Below are 15,470 nucleotides of genomic sequence, written 5' to 3' on the forward strand. Positions count from 1 at the left end.
CCCGGAGATTCATCAGATGAAAAAAGCGGCGCTCTCGGGCGCCGCTTTTTTTTGCATCGACTTGGGCATCAGCCCTTGGTGAGCATCATGTACATCTGGATCACCATGTCGGGCGAGAACGTGAACGGCACCCAGCCGTGGCCGGTGTGGCGCATCACCAGCAGACGGTCGCCGTTCGACTGTTTCTGGACGGCCATGACGGGATTCTTCGTCGATACGAAGCGCCAACCCGGCGGGATGCCCGGCGGCGGTTCCGGCGTCATCGAGGCGCGCGCGTTCGACAATTCCTCGATCAGTTGCCCGATTTGCTCAGCACGCAGCGCGACCGTCTGGCCGCCGATCGTCATCGTGATTTCGTTCTGCGCGGGGCGGTCGATTTCGAGCGTGGGCTGCAACTGGGCGGCCGGCTCTTCGCCAGGCGCGGGTGCCGATGCCGGCTCCGCTGCTTCTACCGCGACCGCCGCCGCTTCCGGCGCAACGTCTTCCGCGTTCGATTCGGTCGGGACGTGATTCGCCACCGGCGCTTTCTGCGCAGCGGTTTCTGCGATTGTCTCGGGGATGTTTTCGGCCTGCGGGGCCACGACAGCCTGGATGAGCTGATCGACGCCCATTTCCAGCGCGCCGAGCTGTTCGTGAAGATTCATGCGAGGTTTCTCTGGTAAGACCTACGATTTTACCTGCTGCGCGTAGGCTTTTACCTTTCGCAAACAAAGTGACGTTGTAACAAAGTGCGTGCAGGCGATGCCGGAACACCCGGTGCCGCCGGCGTGATCTGGGTGATGCTGCTTACGCGCGCGGGCTCGGCGTAGCCTACGCGACTTGGGTGATTCAACCTAGGCGGGGCGGCGCCACTTATCCCGCCCGTATCAGGGCTTCAGATACCCGGCCTGCCGGAACCATTCGAGCGCATCGCTCAGGCCCTCGCGATAGGGCCGCGCGCGATAGCCGAGCTCGCGTTCTGCCTTCGCCGACGTGAAGTACATCTTGTTCTTCGACATCTTCAGACCGTCGACGGTGAGGAACGGTTCGCGCTTCGTGATCTTGGCGACCGCTTCGGCGCCCACCGCGAGCGGGTAGAGCGGCCAGCGCGGCAAACTCAGCGTCGGCGCCTTGCGGCCGGTCAGCGCGGCGATATCCGCGAGCATTTGTTGCAGCGGCAGATTTTCGCCGCCGAGAATATAGCGCTCGCCGATCTTGCCGCGTTCGAGCGCGAGAAAATGGCCGGCGGCCACGTCATCCACGTGCACGAGGTTCAGCCCCGTCTCGACGAACGCGGGAATCTTGCCGAGCGCGGCTTCGACGATGATGCGGCCGGTTGGCGTCGGTTTGACGTCGCGCGGACCGATCGGCGTGGACGGGTTGACGATCACGGCGGGCAGGCCGTCTTCGGCGATCATGCGCTCCACCGCGCGTTCGGCCAGCACCTTGCTGCGCTTGTACACGCCGATTGCCTGGTCGGCTTTGAGCGGCGAGGTCTCGTCTGCGGACTGGCCGGAGTTGGTGACCTTGAGTGTGGCCACGCTGCTCGTGTAGACGATGCGTTCGACGCCTTCCTTCAACGCCGCCCGCATGGTCGCTTCGGTGCCTTCGAGATTCGAGCGCTCGATTTCACCCGGGTCCGGCGCCCACAGACGATAGTCCGCCGCCACGTGCAGCAGGTAGCGCACGCCGCGCAGCGCGTTACGCATCGACGTTTCGTCGCGCATATCGCCGACGACGATTTCCGCATCCAGCGCCTCGACGTTTTTGCGCGGACTGGTGGCGCGCACCAGCACGCGCACCTTGAAACCTTTCTGCTGCGCGATGCGCGCCACCGACGAGCCGACGAAGCCGGATGCGCCGGTGACGAGCACGAGATCGCGATTCTGTTCGGTCATTCTCTTTCATTCCCTGCGTGACAGTCGACGGATTGTACGTGTCGCGCGTGGCGCGTGTCGCGCCGGGCGGCCTAAGCGCGCAGGCGAACTGAGACCTCGCCGAGCATTCTCGTCGCGACGCGACTAGAATGCCGGCTTGAAAGAATGTAATGAGAGGACGGCATGGCCCCGGATCTGGATCAGCGGATCGAAACATATTACGTGCGGGTGCGCGGCACCGTGCAGGGCGTGGGCTTTCGCCACGCCACCGTGCGGCAGGCCCACGCGCTCGGTATCAAGGGATGGGTGGCGAATCTCGACGACGGTTCCGTCGAAGCCATGTTGCAGGGCTCGGCCAACCAGGTCGACCGGATGCTGTCGTGGCTGCGTCACGGGCCGCCGGCGGCGCGCGTGACCGAAGTGACCGGCGAAGAGCGTCGGACTGAAAAGCGTTTCGAGCGTTTCGAGCAGCACTGAGCGGCTTCACACAATAGGCTTCACGCAAAAGAAAAGGCGGCGCGCCATCATGCCCATGGCGCGCCGCCTTTTCACGTTTGCCTGGCCGCTCCGGTCAGCAACCGGGCGTGCTCAACGCGCCACCAGCAAGCTCTCCGCAAAGCCCCATCCATCTTCGATCCACTGATGGCTGCACACGAAGCCGGCATCGTCGGCGATCGCGGGCATTTCGTCGGCACGATATTTGTGGCTGCTCTCGGTCCAGATCGTTTCGTCTGCTTTGAGCGAGACCGTCAATTGCGCCGCGCCCACGTGCGCGGTGACATCGCGTTTCGCACGCAGGTGCATCTCGATGCTGCGGGCGTCCGGATTGAAGCGCGCGACGTGCTCGAACGCATCGAGCGGAAAATCGCCGTCGAGTTCTCGATTGATGCGCGCCAGCAGATTCAGATTGAACGATGCGGTCACGCCGATCGAATCGTCGTAAGCGGCCACCAGCACCGGCGTTGGCTTGATCAGATCCGTGCCGAGCAGCAGCGCGTCACCAGGTGCGAGCATGGTGCGGATATCGCGCAGAAAACGCGTCGCCGCGAGTCTGCCGAAGTTACCGATCGTACTGCCAAGAAACAGGACGAGTAACCGTTCGTCCACCGCGCGGTTCTTGCTCACTTCGGCCAGTCCGGCGAGGTAATCGCGTTCATAACCGACGATCGAGATCCGCTCGATGTCGCCGAGTTCGCGCCTGCACAACTGCAACGCGCTGCGCGAAATTTCAATCGGGAAGTAAGAAGTAGGGCGCTTTTTACACAGCGCTTCCAGAATGCGCCGCGTTTTGCGGCCGCTGCCGCTGCCCAGTTCGGCGACGGTGACGTCGTGCGGCAAGTGCGCGACGATGTCTGCCGCGTGCTTCGTGAGCAACCGTTCCTCAGCGCGTGTCACGCCGTATTCGGGCAGGACAGTGATCACTTCGAACAGCGCGGAGCCGACTTCGTCATACAGATACTTCGACGGCAGCTCTTTCTGCGGCGTGTGCGTGAGTCCGGCGCGAACCTCGGCGGCGAAGGTGGCGCGTAATAGGTCGGGCGATGCGTCGTGCGAGAGGGCTGGCTGGGTCATGCTGGCTCCAGTAGTCACATTCGATGAGCGGGATTGCTGGCCGGGCGGCGGCATGCGCGTAAAACACAGTTGATGCATGCCGTGGGAAAGAAGGGCTGGCCCGGTCCGCGTGGACTGCCTTTGCCGGCCCGGCTCATTGATGCTGCAGATGACGCTTGCAAATGACGCTTGCAAATGACGATTGCAAATGACGATTGACGGTTGCGACGGATATCCAGGATGTCTCGGATGACGTTGCAAACGGTGTCGCCAGACTTCGTAGCAAGATTCGCGCTTGAGCAACTGCACGGGAACTTGCCGGCGTTGCAACCGCGAATTCGCCTGTTGCGCGTGAAGTTATGTTCTAGTGCATCGGCGCGTGATGCGCACGGGGAAAATTGCTCTTTACTGCAAGTTGCGAGCGGGCGCGTTGGCCGGGAACCCGTCTAGAATGCCCGCTTGCATCGCATATCGAAGATAAAAATGCAGCGCTTGATCCGCACTGCCTGTTTGTGAGACTTCACTTCTAATGACAACGATTCGAGGCGCGCAGCCGTATGCTGCGCCGCACACACCTGCATCTGCACACGCCTGTTCACCTGTACCGCGTGCCGAAGCGATTGCACCACAGGCCGCGCAATGAACCAGTATGACCCAAAGCGCGGTATCGCGTTGTCGATCGGTGCGTCAGCGATGTTTGCATTACTGTCCGCTTACGCCAAGCTGCTTGCGCCGTTGAGCGGCCTCGACATTTTCGCGTGGCGTATCGTGTGGACCGTTCCGGGCGCCCTGTTGCTGATCGTGTTGCGCAAGCGCCTGCCCATTCTTCGGCAACTTCTTTACCGCATGGTGACGGAGCCGAAACTCGGCGTGGCGATGCTTGTCAGCGCCGTTTTGCTGGGCGCGCAGTTGTGGGTGTTTCTATGGGCGCCGCTGCATGGGCGCATGCTTGAAGTTTCGCTCGGTTATTTCCTGTTGCCCTTGGTGATGGTGCTGGTGGGGCGTTTCTACTATCACGAGCGCCTTGACGCTTTGCAGTGGCTGGCTGTTGTCTGTGCCGCTTTGGGCGTTGCGCATGAACTGTGGATGACGGGCGCGTTTTCGTGGCCGACCTTGCTGGTCGCGCTCGGTTATCCGCCGTATTTCGTGCTGCGCCGCAAAATCAACCAGGATTCGCTGGCCATGTTCACGGTTGAAATGGCGCTGCTGCTGCCGGCGGCAGCCGTGTTCATCATCATCGGCGGTTCGTTGACGACGATCGGCGGCCGTATCGACATGTGGTGTTTGCTTTTGCCCGGGCTCGGCGCGCTCAGCACCATCGCGCTGGCTTCATATCTGAAGGCGAGCCGTTTATTGCCGGTCGCTTTGTTCGGCATCCTCGGCTACGTCGAGCCGGTGTTGCTGGTGCTGGTCTCGATCACCTTGCTCGGCGAGGTGCTGAACGCCGCGCAGTTAGCCACCTATATTCCTATCTGGATCGCGGTTGCGCTGACGGCATTGCATAGCGTGCGGCTGGTTCGCTTTGCGACGCGCTGAGCCGCGTTTCAGCGATGCGCTGCCGCGCGATCCGCATTGATCCGCGTCGCGCCGACCTGCGCCTCGATTGCTTTGCGCAGTGCCGGCCGCCAGCCGAAACCGAACAACGCTTCAGCGAGTACGAATAGCGGCCCGATGAGCAGACCGATCAAGTCGTCGACAAATGCCGGCTTGCGATGTTCGTATGCCACATGGCCGATGAACTGAAACACCCAGCCGACCACGAAGAGTCCGATGCCCGACGCGAGCCAGGTGAGCGTGGTTTGCGCGGCGAGCCACTGTCCACACGCGACGCATAACACCGATACCACGGCCATCATCACACCGAGCGGCACGTCGAGCACGAGGTAATAAAGGGTGGCAGCGGCGAACAACACCCACGCGGGCGAGAAGGTAAGCGGCGACGCAAATGACAGCGCGCCGAAGCTGAAAGCGGGCCGGCTCAACAACACAGCCAGCGCCAGCACAATCATCGGAATACCGATGAAATGCGTGGCGATATTGCGCCGGTCACGATGGTAGGCCGCGTATTGCGTAAGCTGTTGCGTCAGCGTTCTCATGGATGCCGCTCCTGAATCAAAGTCAGCATAATCGCGGGCAGCGAAATTTGAAACCATCGGGTAGCCGACAATCGGGCACGGATACCGTCCTATGACTGCGAGTTTTTCATCAAATGAGCTTGGCCGCCTGCTGGCGCGCAGCGCGTGGTTTCGCTCGGCGCCCGCTGCCATGCAAGCGCAATTGATCGAAGCGGGGTGTGTCGAGCGCCTGGCGGCCGGCCAACGGCTCTTCACGCGCGGCGATTCCGACGACGGCCTCTATTGCGTGCTCGACGGTCTGGTGCGAATCGGCGCGGCGAGCTCGGCCGGCAAGGAAGCGTTGCTCGCGGTCATCGAGCCGGTCAACTGGTTCGGCGAGATCGCGCTGTTCGATAACCGGCCGCGAACCCATGATGCGTACGCCGAACGCGATTCCGAACTGTTTCACGTGCCGCGCGCCGCGCTTGCCGCGCTGCTCGAACGCACGCCCGAGTATTGGCATGTCTTCGGTTTGCTGTTGACGCAAAAGCTGCGCCTTGCTTTCGATGCCATTGAAGAAGCCGCCTTGCTTCCCGCCGCACCGCGCGTGGCGCGCCGCTTGTTGCTGATGGCTGGTGGTTACGGCGAACCCGGTGCATTGCGGCGCGTACTCAAGGTGCCGCAGGAGGACCTGGCAATGATGCTGGCTTTGTCGCGGCAGACGATCAATCAGGTGCTCAAGCAGTTCGAAACGCAGGGTGCATTGAAGCTGGGCTATGCGGAAATCGAAATCACCGACGTGCAAAAGCTCAGTGCGCTAGCCGATCTGGATCCCGCAGCGGTTTGAAGGCCTCGATCTACTCGCAAAGCGCGGCGCGGCCTCCCGCTCACCTACGAAAAGAACGCAAAGGGCAACGTGGCGGCCAGGTAGACAGCGATGCCCGTCGAAGGCAATCCCGCTGCGATGGCGATGACCGCGACCGCGGTGCTCGCGCGCCGCTGCATCTTTATAGGGATTTTACGGCGCAGCCTTATTTCTTTGGCGATTCGCTACACCAACCCCGGTAAGGTCGAGGTACCCCGGTCAGGAAGCGAAAATATGCATGGAAATGGCGCTCTGGATGGTGTGCAAACACAACGAAAAGCAGACGTTCATCCGGTATTCGGACTGAAGACGATGCTTGCGGCGATCGTTTTCTCGCTCGCCACCGCTTCGCACGCGGCAGACGTGCAGTCAGCTGTGGCAACTCCAATTGCCACCACGAGCGAATCATCGTCTGAAGCGGGCTTACCGGCTCTCAGCGATATCACCGCTTTACTGCGCGCACAGTTTCGCGTTGCTCCGATGGAATCGATGAAGATCGCACGCGCAGTGCTGATTGAAGCCGACCGCCACGCCATCTCGCCGATATTGCTACTGGCCGTGATGGCGGTCGAGTCGAGTTTCGATCGCTACGCAGTCAGCGTTGCAGGCGCGCGAGGGCTCATGCAGATCTTGCCCGCTGCGCATCCGCAATTGATTGCGGGCACAACCGACTTGTCCGATCCGGCGATCAACGTGCGAATCGGCTCGGCCATTCTGCGCGGCTACATCGACGCAAGCGGGGGCGATCTCGACGCCGCGTTGCTTCGCTATAGCGGCGGCGGCCGTGGCTATGCGCGTCGGGTCGTATTGCGGATGCAACGCTTCGACGCAAGTTTGCGCCGCGAATGATGATCTGATTCGCGGCGCAATGACGTGCCCATTGAAATGCAGCCTCTTACTCGTTAGCTCATTACGCCGGCAAACTCGGCGCGCAGGTCCTGCAACCTGTCGCGTGCGGTACTCAGGCGTTCGACGAGTTGTGCCGAAGCGCGCGTGATCGGCATACGCGTTTCATCGGTCATTGAATGATCGAACGCCAGCATCGCCTTGATCGCGGACGGATTGGGCGCGGCGAACAGCAGACGCAAGACGGGCAGCAGGCTGGCGAACAGATTGCGCTCGTCCGGCTCGCGATCGGCCCGGATCAATTCCTGTACGGCAACCAGAAGGTCCGCGCAAACATGTGCGCTTGCCAGAATGCCCCCTGTGCCGCCGTTGTTCAGGCAGGTGTCCAGGGCTTCGTCCGTCCCGCACAACACATTGATCGGCAGGCCGCGCAGCATGCTGAAATGTTCCTTCACGCATTCCTTGATCGCGACGATGTTGCTGTGTTCGACCAGGCGCGCGACCGTGCCCGGTGCGATCGTCACGCCGGTTCGATGCGGCACGTTGTACAAAACGATGGGGCGTTCGGTGGCGAGTGCGACTTGTTCGAAATGCCACTGCACGCCGGCCTGATCCGGGCAAACGTACGACGGTGGCGACACCAGGTAACCCGCGCAGTCCCAGCGCTCATAGCGCTGAATATCGTGCAGGACGTCGCGCGTATTGGATCCGCCGACGCCGATCAGCATCGGCAGACGGGAGCCGATCACATCTTTCAGTGCCTGCAGCACGGTGAGACGTTCGGATTCCTGTAACAAAGCGGCTTCGCCCGTCGTGCTCAAGGCAACAAAACCGCTGATCTCCGTGCTCAGGTAGTAGTCCGCGAGGCGCTGCAACGCGTCGACGTCGACTTCGCCATGACGAAGCGGGGTAACGATGGGCAACCAGATACCTGAAAACATGATTAGCGCACCTTTGCGACGGCTTGGCGGCGCTTCAACGGTCCGATCAGTGCTGCGGGGAGTGTCGAGATCAGCGTATGCATCGTGAAATCGAGGTCGTCGAGCGCAATATCGAGTTGCACGCGCACTTCTTCGCGCACGGCCTCCGTGCTGACCACGTACACGCCGAGCGGTGAATGAAGCAGTGTGCGGAGCTGGGTGCCAGGAAGGTCGTGCGAGGGGGGGGGGGCAGGGTCACCTGCAAGCGGGCGCGGGCCGCGCGGAAGGGAATGACATTGTTGCGTTGAACCGGCGGCGCGCTGAGCGGCTGCGTGTCGAAGCTGTCGATTGATTGCGTGAGAGCCATGTGTTGTGGCGTTCGTTGACGCCATGGTTGATCAAGACAGTTCGAGATTAGACGTCTACGGGTAAACGCAGTGCAAAAATTGGGGTGTCCGTTGAAAAAAACAGGCGGGTTCGAGGAGTCGCTCGAATTGAGCCATGGTGCATGGGGCTGGCAAATATACTTAGCATGAGCTTCAACCAGGTTCATGCGACGCGCCCATAAAAAAAGGCGAGTCGCGAGACTCGCCCTCCCTGAACGGCAGTGTTCGGCTTCGATTAACTACGCATGCGTGGCCGATGCGTGCCGAAAACCGATCACGTGTTATTGCGTCTTGGTCGTGTCGGTCTTTGCGCCGTCGGCTTTTGCCGGGGCATTGCTGGCCTCTTTCGCGCTCTCCGTCTTTGTCTTGCTTGCGCTTGTGTCGACAGCGGTCTTCTTGGTGGCTTTATGCGCCTTTGCCGTGTGGCTGGCGGAAATCTTTTTCACATGCGCTTTCGTAGCGGCCTTGGTCGGCGCTTTTGTCGTCGCCGCGCCGTTGTCGGCCGCGCCGGTTTGCACGGCGGTGCTCGCCTTCAGATTCGCTTGACCGGCGGGTTGCGTTTGCGCGGGTTGCGCGGCCGCCGGTGCTGCGGTTTGTGCGAAAGCGGTCGACACGACGAGAGCGGAAGCGAGAGCAGCGAAAAGCGTCTTCATGATGTAACTCCTGGTTAAACCGGTTGTTCTTTGTGTCGCGGCTGAAATGTTTCAGCGCTGCCGGTTTAACGTTGGCCGGAGGACAGCAGTTGACGATGCTCTGGTGACAAAACGTAACGGCGGATACATATTGCCGTGCGCCGTTCAGCCGCCGCCACTGGCGCCGAGCTGAAGCGGCACAATCGTAAAAGCAGGATCAACGGGTATTGCCGAGTACCTTCTGTGCAGTTGCATCGACGGCCTGCCGCATCTTGTCGACCAATTCGTCGATCTGCGCATGGTCGATCACCAGCGGCGGGGCGACGATCAGCCGGCCGTTCGTCGAGCGCACGATGGCGCCCAGTTCGAAGCCGACCGTCCGGCTATGCCACGTCAACTCGGCTTCGTCGCTAAAGCGCTCACGCGTGGCCTTGTTCTTCGCGAACTGTATCGCGGCCACCGCGCCCACGCCCTGAATCTCGCCGATCAACGGGTGATCGGCGAAGGCGTCACGCAATGCCTTCTGCAGATACGGACCCGTATCGTTCTTGGTGCGCTCGACAAGACGGTCTTTCACGAGGACATCGAGATTGGCCAACGCGACCGCCGCCGCGACCGGGTGACCGGAGTAGGTCAGTCCGTGTGCGTAGACACCGCCTTTTTCGACCAGGGCCTCGCCGATCTGCCGGCTCATCACCAGACCGCCCATCGGCACGTAACCCGACGTCAGACCCTTCGCAATACAGATCAGATCCGGCTCGAAGCCGAAATGCCGATGCGCGAACCACTCGCCGGTTCGCCCGAAACCGCCAATCACTTCGTCCGCGCACAACAGCACGTCGTACTGACTGCAAATGCGCTGGATCTCCTGCCAGTAGCCGTCTGGCGGGAAGATCATGCCGCCCGCCCCCTGAAATGGCTCGGCGACAAAGGCACCGACCCGGTCCGCGCCCAGTTCGAGAATCTTCTTTTCGAGCGACAACGCGGCCTGCTTGCCGAATGCTTCGGGGCTCAGATCGCCACCGTTCGCGTACCAGTAGGGTTCGTCGACGTGCGTCACATTCGGAATCGGAAGGTCGCCCATTTCATGCATGAAGCCCATGCCACCCAGCGACGCGCTGCCGACGGTCGATCCGTGATAGCCATTGATTCGCCCGATCAATACCTTTTTGCTAGGTTTGCCCATGATGTCCCAGTACCGCCGGACGGTACGAATGAGTACTTCATTCGCTTCGGAGCCGGAGTTCGTGTACACGACATGACTAAACCGATCGCCCAGCAGCGAGAACAGTCGTTCCGACAATTCAATCACTGCGGGGTGCGTGGTGTGAAAGAACATGTTGTAGTACGACAGTTCCTTCATCTGCTGTGACGCTGCATCGATCAGTTCCTGACGACCATAACCGACGTTGGTGCACCAGAGGCCAGACATGCCGTCGATGTAACGGTTTCCGTCGTTATCCCAGAGATAGACACCCTCGCCTCGAACCATCACGCGCGGCCCTTCGTTGTTCAGCGCTTTCTGATCGACGAAGGCATGCAGGTGATGGGCAGCATCGCTTTGTTGGTAATCGCGGGTGGCGCGGTGCGGGAAGTTAGGAGCATTCATGTTCAAGGTTCCAGTTGTGTAACGTGTAACGCCGGATCAGTAGCTGATCCACGTCGTCTTAAGCCCGGTGTATTTGTCGAGCGCATGCAACGACAGATCGCGGCCGAATCCCGACTGACGGAAACCGCCAAACGGGGTTTGCGCGCTGAGTGCGTCGACGGTGTTGACGGAAACCGTGCCGGCGCGCAAGCGCGACGCGACGCGATGTGCGCGTGACAGGCCGCCCGTCCAGACCGACGCGGCGAGTCCATAAATCGAATCGTTGGCGAGTTCGATCGCCTCGTCCTCGGTGTCGAATTTGAGCACCGACAGGACCGGACCAAAAATTTCCTCGCGCGCAATCGGATCGCTTGCGTTCACATCGACAAAGATGGTCGGCTCGATGAAATACCCTTTGCCATCGACAAGCCGTGTTCCGCCGCCGGTCGCCAGCGTCGAGGTCGTGCGCCCGCGCGCGATCCATTCTTTTACCCGCTCAAACTGAGAGCGGTCGACGATTGCGCCCATGCCGCTGGCAGGATCAAGCGGGTCGCCCGGCATGAAGTCGCGCGAATGGGCGATCAGGCGATCGACAAATTCATCATGGATCGAGCGATGTACCAGCAGTCGTGAATTAGCCGAGCACACTTCGCCCTGATTGAAGAAGATGCCGAAGCACGCTTTGCGGGCCGCAAGATCGAGATCGTCCGCGTCTTCGAAAACCAGATTCGGACTCTTGCCGCCGCATTCGAGCCAGACCTGCTTCATATTGGATTGCGCGGCGTACTCGAGAAATTTCTTGCCGACGGACGTCGACCCCGTAAATGCCAGGACGTCGACGTCCGGATGCAATCCGAGCGCGCGTCCTGCTGTCTCTCCGAACCCGGGTACGACGTTCAGCACACCCGGGGGCAGTCCCGCCTCAAGCGCGAGTTCGGCAAGACGCAGGGCAGACAGCGGCGATTGCTCCGCGGGCTTCAGCACGACGCTATTGCCTGCCGCAAGTGCAGGGGCGATTTTCCAGGCCACCATATCGAGCGGAAAATTCCACGGCACGACTGCGCCAACCACACCGAGCGGCTCGCGCGTGACAACAGCGAGATTGCCCGGATCGGTCGACGCGACCTCGCCGTTCACTTTATCTATCGCTTCGCCATACCAGCAGAACAGGCTGCTTGCAGCCGGCACGTCGATGTCGAAGGCGTCGGCCACGCGTTTGCCCATATTGAGCGAGTCGAGCAAGGCGAGCTCTGCGCCGTGGGACGCAATCAATGCACCTAACCGGCACAGGACGCGCTTGCGTTCCGCCGGCGGACAACGCGACCAATGCCCCGCATTGAACGAAGCACGGGCGGCACGAACGGCGTCGTTCACATCGGCAACGTCACAAGAGGCGACGTTGGCAATCACCGCCTCAGTCGCCGGATTAATCGCCTGAAAGGTCTTGCCGTTCTGAGCGTCCGTGAAGCGACCGTCGATGTGTGCCTGTGCGCGCGGGCGAACGTCTGCGGCCAGTCGCCGCCATTCCATATGGTTGCGGATATCAGCTGAAGAATGACTCAAGGAATAACTCCGGTCTGGCGATGGGCAGGTCTACCTGCCTATCTCGTGTATCAATGGTCGAGACAGCTACTGCTCTAGCGCCCTACTGTCGATTAACAAAAAGGGACGGGAAAGAACAAATTTGCTCTTCATTGCATCTGTTTTTCCTATTCATTTTCGGAGTTGCATTTCTTTCTGGCCTCTTTCGAGGATTCGTTGCTCGAATGCCGGAACAGATTGTGAACACCCTTTAATAGGCAGGAAGCAGCGAGACGATTTTGCATCTAAAAAAACTATCCATAAGGTAGGAAAACTATTTTTATTCAATAAATACGCGATGCTACGCTCCATCCGTCGTTTGCCGCAGGTCTCTTGCATCTGGAGGGGCTGCGGTAGCAGGAACGGCATGTTGCAAGAGCCGCGCGCACAGAGGACGTTGTGCGTAGCGTCGATAGATGGACGGATAAAGAGCCATGAACGAAATCGACGAATTCCTGAAGAAGAACCGCGTCACCGAAATCGAAGCGATCATTCCGGATATGGCCGGGATCGCACGCGGCAAGATCATTCCGCGCAGCAAGTTCGAATCCGGCGAGTCCATGCGCTTGCCGCAGGCGGTGATGATCCAGACCGTCACAGGCGACTATCCGGAAGACGGCACGCTCACCGGCGTCACCGACCCGGACATGGTGTGCGTTCCTGACGCCAGCACCATCCGCATGATTCCATGGGCCGTCGATCCGACCGCCCAGGTGATCCACGACTGCGTTCACTTCGACGGCACCCCCGTCGCGATCTCGCCGCGCCGTGTGCTGCGCCGCGTGCTCGAACTCTACAAGGCCAAAGGCTGGAAGCCGGTCATCGCGCCCGAGCTCGAGTTCTATCTGGTCGACATGAACAAGGACCCCGATCTGCCGCTGCAACCGCCGATCGGCCGTACGGGCCGTCCGGAAACGGGCCGTCAGGCGTATTCGATCGAAGCCGTGAACGAATTCGATCCGCTGTTCGAAGACATCTATGAATACTGCGAAGTGCAGGAACTGGAAGTCGACACGCTGATTCACGAAGTCGGCGCCGCGCAGATGGAAATCAACTTCATGCACGGCGATCCGCTGAAGCTCGCCGACAGCGTGTTCCTGTTCAAGCGCACGGTGCGTGAAGCCGCGCTGCGCCACAAGATGTACGCGACCTTCATGGCCAAGCCGATGGAAGGCGAACCGGGCTCGGCGATGCACATGCACCAGAGCCTGGTGGACGAAGAAACCGGCCAGAACCTGTTCACCGGTCCGGACGGCAAGCCCACGTCGATGTTCACCGGCTATATCGCGGGCCTGCAGAAATACACGCCGGCACTGATGCCTATCTTCGCGCCGTACATCAACTCGTATCGCCGCCTGTCGCGCTTCATGGCTGCGCCGATCAATGTGGCATGGGGTTACGACAACCGTACGGTGGGCTTCCGGATTCCGCATTCGGGCCCGGCTGCGCGCCGCATCGAGAACCGCATTCCGGGTGTCGACTGCAATCCGTATCTCGCGATCGCAGCGACGCTGGCCGCCGGCTATCTCGGCATGACGCAAAAGCTGGAACCGACCGAGCCGCTGCTCAGCGACGGTTACGAACTGCCCTACCAGTTGCCGCGCAATCTGGAAGAAGGGCTGACGCTGATGGGCGCATGCGAACCGATGGCCGAGATTCTCGGCGAGAAATTCGTCAAGGCCTACCTCGCACTGAAAGAAACCGAATACGAAGCGTTTTTCCGCGTGATCAGCTCGTGGGAACGCCGGCATTTGCTGCTGCACGTTTAAGGCCACGCCACAACCAGGCCTTTCTCAACGCCAATTTCGTCCGGCAAGAGCACCGACAGACGCTCGCACCGGCTTCTTTACTTACTAGGGGAACATCATGAGCGCTTGTCATTCTCGACGTCATCTTCGCCATGCGGCCGCGGGGGCCGCGCTACTCGCCTTCACCAGCCTCTGTGCGTTGTCAGTCACACCGGCGCTAGCGGCCGACACGGAACTGAATGTGTACAACTGGTCGGACTATATCGGCAAGGACACGATTCCGAACTTCGAAAAGCAGAGCGGCATCCACGTGAAGTACGACAACTACGACAGCGACGACACATTGCAGGCCAAGCTGCTGGCTGGCAGTTCCGGCTATGACATCGTCGTACCGACGTCGAACTATATGGCCAAGCAGATTCAGGCCGGCGTGTATCAGAAGCTCGACAGGACGAAAGTCCCCAATCTCGCCAACCTGGATCCCACGTTGATGAAGATCATCAGTGAGGCTGATCCGGGTAACCAGTACGGTGCGCCTTATGCGTACGGCACCGACGGCATCGGCTACAACGTGCAGGCAGTCCAGAAGGCCCTGGGTGCGGATGCGCCCGTTGACAGCTGGGCACTGGTGCTTGACCCGGCGTACATCTCCAAGTTGAAGAGTTGCGGTGTGTCGTTCCTCGATCAGCCCGTCGACGTGTTCGCCGCCACGCTGCAATACCTGCACAAGGATCCGAACAGCACAAATCCGGGCGACTACCAGGCCGCCTTCGAAGTGCTGAAGAAAGTCCGTCCGTACATCACACAGTTCAACTCGTCGGGCTACATCAACGACCTGGCGAACAACGACATTTGCGTCACGCTCGGCTGGTCGGGCGACGTCGGCATCGCACACCGCCGTGCGGAGGAAGCCAAGCGTTCATACAACATCAAGTTCAACAACGTGAAGGAAGGTGGCCTGGTGTGGTTCGACGTGATGGTGATCCCGAAGGATGCACCGCACCCTGAAGCGGCGCTCGCGTGGATCAATTACATCGAAGACCCGAAAGCCAATGCGGCCATTACCAACGAGGTTTTCTATCCGACCGCCAATGTCCCCGCCCGCCAGTTCGTCACACCGGCCGTCTTGCATGACCAGGGTGTGTACCCGCCGGAGGACGTGCTGAAGAAGATGACCCTGTTGAAGCCCTTGCCGACTGACATCCTTCGGCTTGAAAACCGCCTCTGGGCCCAGCTTAAAACAGGACATTAAATAGGTATTCACGGCAGACAAGCTCATCGATAGCTTCGTAGCAGGGGTCGCTTGACTCCTGTCCGCCTGAAATAAGCAGCACGGTAGTCAGCCTGCGCGCATTAAAAGTCCCACCCGCGCGCAGTCCCATGTTTTCCGATCGCAGCGCATTTGCGAGCCGCTTTCCGCGCCTCGTATGGAGACACTTGCGC

At 60.5% G+C, this 15,470-nt stretch carries 16 protein-coding genes; 6 read left to right on the forward strand and 10 right to left on the reverse strand.

The window, feature by feature from the left end; genetic code table 11:
• Nucleotides 1-68: 68 nt before the first annotated feature.
• Complete coding sequence (locus tag KHO31_RS35200) at nt 69-644, reverse strand: hypothetical protein (protein ID WP_201086851.1); 576 nt, start codon at nt 642-644, stop codon at nt 69-71.
• A gap of 222 nt (nt 645-866) precedes the next feature.
• Nucleotides 867-1,877, reverse strand: coding sequence for a hopanoid-associated sugar epimerase (gene hpnA / locus KHO31_RS35205; protein WP_201083524.1), 1,011 nt, complete (start codon nt 1,875-1,877; stop codon nt 867-869).
• A 162-nt stretch (nt 1,878-2,039) separates the two neighbouring features.
• On the opposite strand from hpnA, the gene KHO31_RS35210 reads away from it, so the two are divergent.
• A complete protein-coding gene (locus KHO31_RS35210; protein WP_201083522.1) occupies nt 2,040-2,333 on the forward strand; it encodes an acylphosphatase in 294 nt (97 codons plus the stop codon).
• Nucleotides 2,334-2,444: 111 nt separating this feature from the next.
• Here KHO31_RS35210 and egtD read toward each other — a convergent pair whose 3' ends face one another.
• A complete protein-coding gene (gene egtD / locus KHO31_RS35215; RefSeq protein ID WP_201083520.1) occupies nt 2,445-3,428 on the reverse strand; it encodes an L-histidine N(alpha)-methyltransferase in 984 nt (327 codons plus the stop codon).
• A gap of 618 nt (nt 3,429-4,046) precedes the next feature.
• On the opposite strand from egtD, the gene rarD reads away from it, so the two are divergent.
• The gene (rarD, locus tag KHO31_RS35220) at nt 4,047-4,943 is read left to right on the forward strand and encodes an EamA family transporter RarD (protein ID WP_201107722.1); all 897 of its coding nucleotides are present in this window, start codon (nt 4,047-4,049) and stop codon (nt 4,941-4,943) included.
• An 8-nt stretch (nt 4,944-4,951) separates the two neighbouring features.
• Here the strand turns inward: rarD and KHO31_RS35225 are convergent, their stop codons facing one another.
• Nucleotides 4,952-5,503, reverse strand: coding sequence for an Mpo1 family 2-hydroxy fatty acid dioxygenase (locus KHO31_RS35225; RefSeq protein ID WP_211625482.1), 552 nt, complete (start codon nt 5,501-5,503; stop codon nt 4,952-4,954).
• Nucleotides 5,504-5,594: 91 nt separating this feature from the next.
• Between KHO31_RS35225 and KHO31_RS35230 the strand changes: the two genes are divergently transcribed.
• Together KHO31_RS35230 and KHO31_RS35235 are read left to right on the forward strand one after the other, a co-directional pair.
• Nucleotides 5,595-6,308: a Crp/Fnr family transcriptional regulator gene (locus KHO31_RS35230; RefSeq protein ID WP_211625484.1), complete on the forward strand. Its 714-nt coding sequence runs from the start codon at nt 5,595-5,597 to the stop codon at nt 6,306-6,308.
• A gap of 279 nt (nt 6,309-6,587) precedes the next feature.
• Entirely contained in the window at nt 6,588-7,175 is a 588-nt protein-coding gene (locus KHO31_RS35235; protein ID WP_236071662.1) for a lytic transglycosylase domain-containing protein, read from the forward strand.
• A gap of 53 nt (nt 7,176-7,228) precedes the next feature.
• Here KHO31_RS35235 and KHO31_RS35240 read toward each other — a convergent pair whose 3' ends face one another.
• The 5 genes from KHO31_RS35240 to KHO31_RS35260 form a co-directional block, all read right to left on the reverse strand.
• Nucleotides 7,229-8,113 (reverse strand): 4-hydroxy-tetrahydrodipicolinate synthase family protein, encoded by an 885-nt coding sequence (locus tag KHO31_RS35240; protein WP_201083511.1) that lies wholly within the window; start codon nt 8,111-8,113, stop codon nt 7,229-7,231.
• Nucleotides 8,114-8,115: 2 nt separating this feature from the next.
• Nucleotides 8,116-8,271, reverse strand: coding sequence for a hypothetical protein (locus KHO31_RS39610; RefSeq protein ID WP_236071665.1), 156 nt, complete (start codon nt 8,269-8,271; stop codon nt 8,116-8,118).
• Between the two features lie 488 nt (nt 8,272-8,759).
• On the reverse strand, nt 8,760-9,131 hold the full coding sequence (locus KHO31_RS35250; protein ID WP_201083507.1) for a hypothetical protein: 372 nt from the start codon (nt 9,129-9,131) through the stop codon (nt 8,760-8,762).
• 196 nt (nt 9,132-9,327) lie between these two features.
• Nucleotides 9,328-10,719 (reverse strand): aspartate aminotransferase family protein, encoded by a 1,392-nt coding sequence (locus KHO31_RS35255; protein ID WP_211625487.1) that lies wholly within the window; start codon nt 10,717-10,719, stop codon nt 9,328-9,330.
• A gap of 36 nt (nt 10,720-10,755) precedes the next feature.
• Nucleotides 10,756-12,228 carry an aldehyde dehydrogenase gene (locus tag KHO31_RS35260; protein ID WP_201086865.1) on the reverse strand — a complete coding sequence of 491 codons (1,473 nt, stop codon included), beginning with the start codon at nt 12,226-12,228 and terminating at the stop codon, nt 10,756-10,758.
• Between the two features lie 485 nt (nt 12,229-12,713).
• Between KHO31_RS35260 and KHO31_RS35265 the strand changes: the two genes are divergently transcribed.
• Both KHO31_RS35265 and KHO31_RS35270 read left to right on the forward strand, forming a co-directional pair.
• Complete coding sequence (locus KHO31_RS35265) at nt 12,714-14,048, forward strand: glutamine synthetase family protein (protein ID WP_211621367.1); 1,335 nt, start codon at nt 12,714-12,716, stop codon at nt 14,046-14,048.
• Between the two features lie 97 nt (nt 14,049-14,145).
• Entirely contained in the window at nt 14,146-15,279 is a 1,134-nt protein-coding gene (locus KHO31_RS35270) for a polyamine ABC transporter substrate-binding protein (protein ID WP_201084471.1), read from the forward strand.
• Here KHO31_RS35270 and KHO31_RS35275 read toward each other — a convergent pair.
• On the reverse strand, nt 15,263-15,470 hold a 208-nt coding region (locus KHO31_RS35275; RefSeq protein ID WP_211619427.1), incomplete at its 5' end, for a hypothetical protein. The genes KHO31_RS35270 and KHO31_RS35275 overlap by 17 nt on opposite strands.

It is taken from the genome of Paraburkholderia domus (assembly GCF_905220705.1).
Classification (GTDB): Bacteria; Pseudomonadota; Gammaproteobacteria; order Burkholderiales; family Burkholderiaceae; genus Paraburkholderia; species Paraburkholderia domus.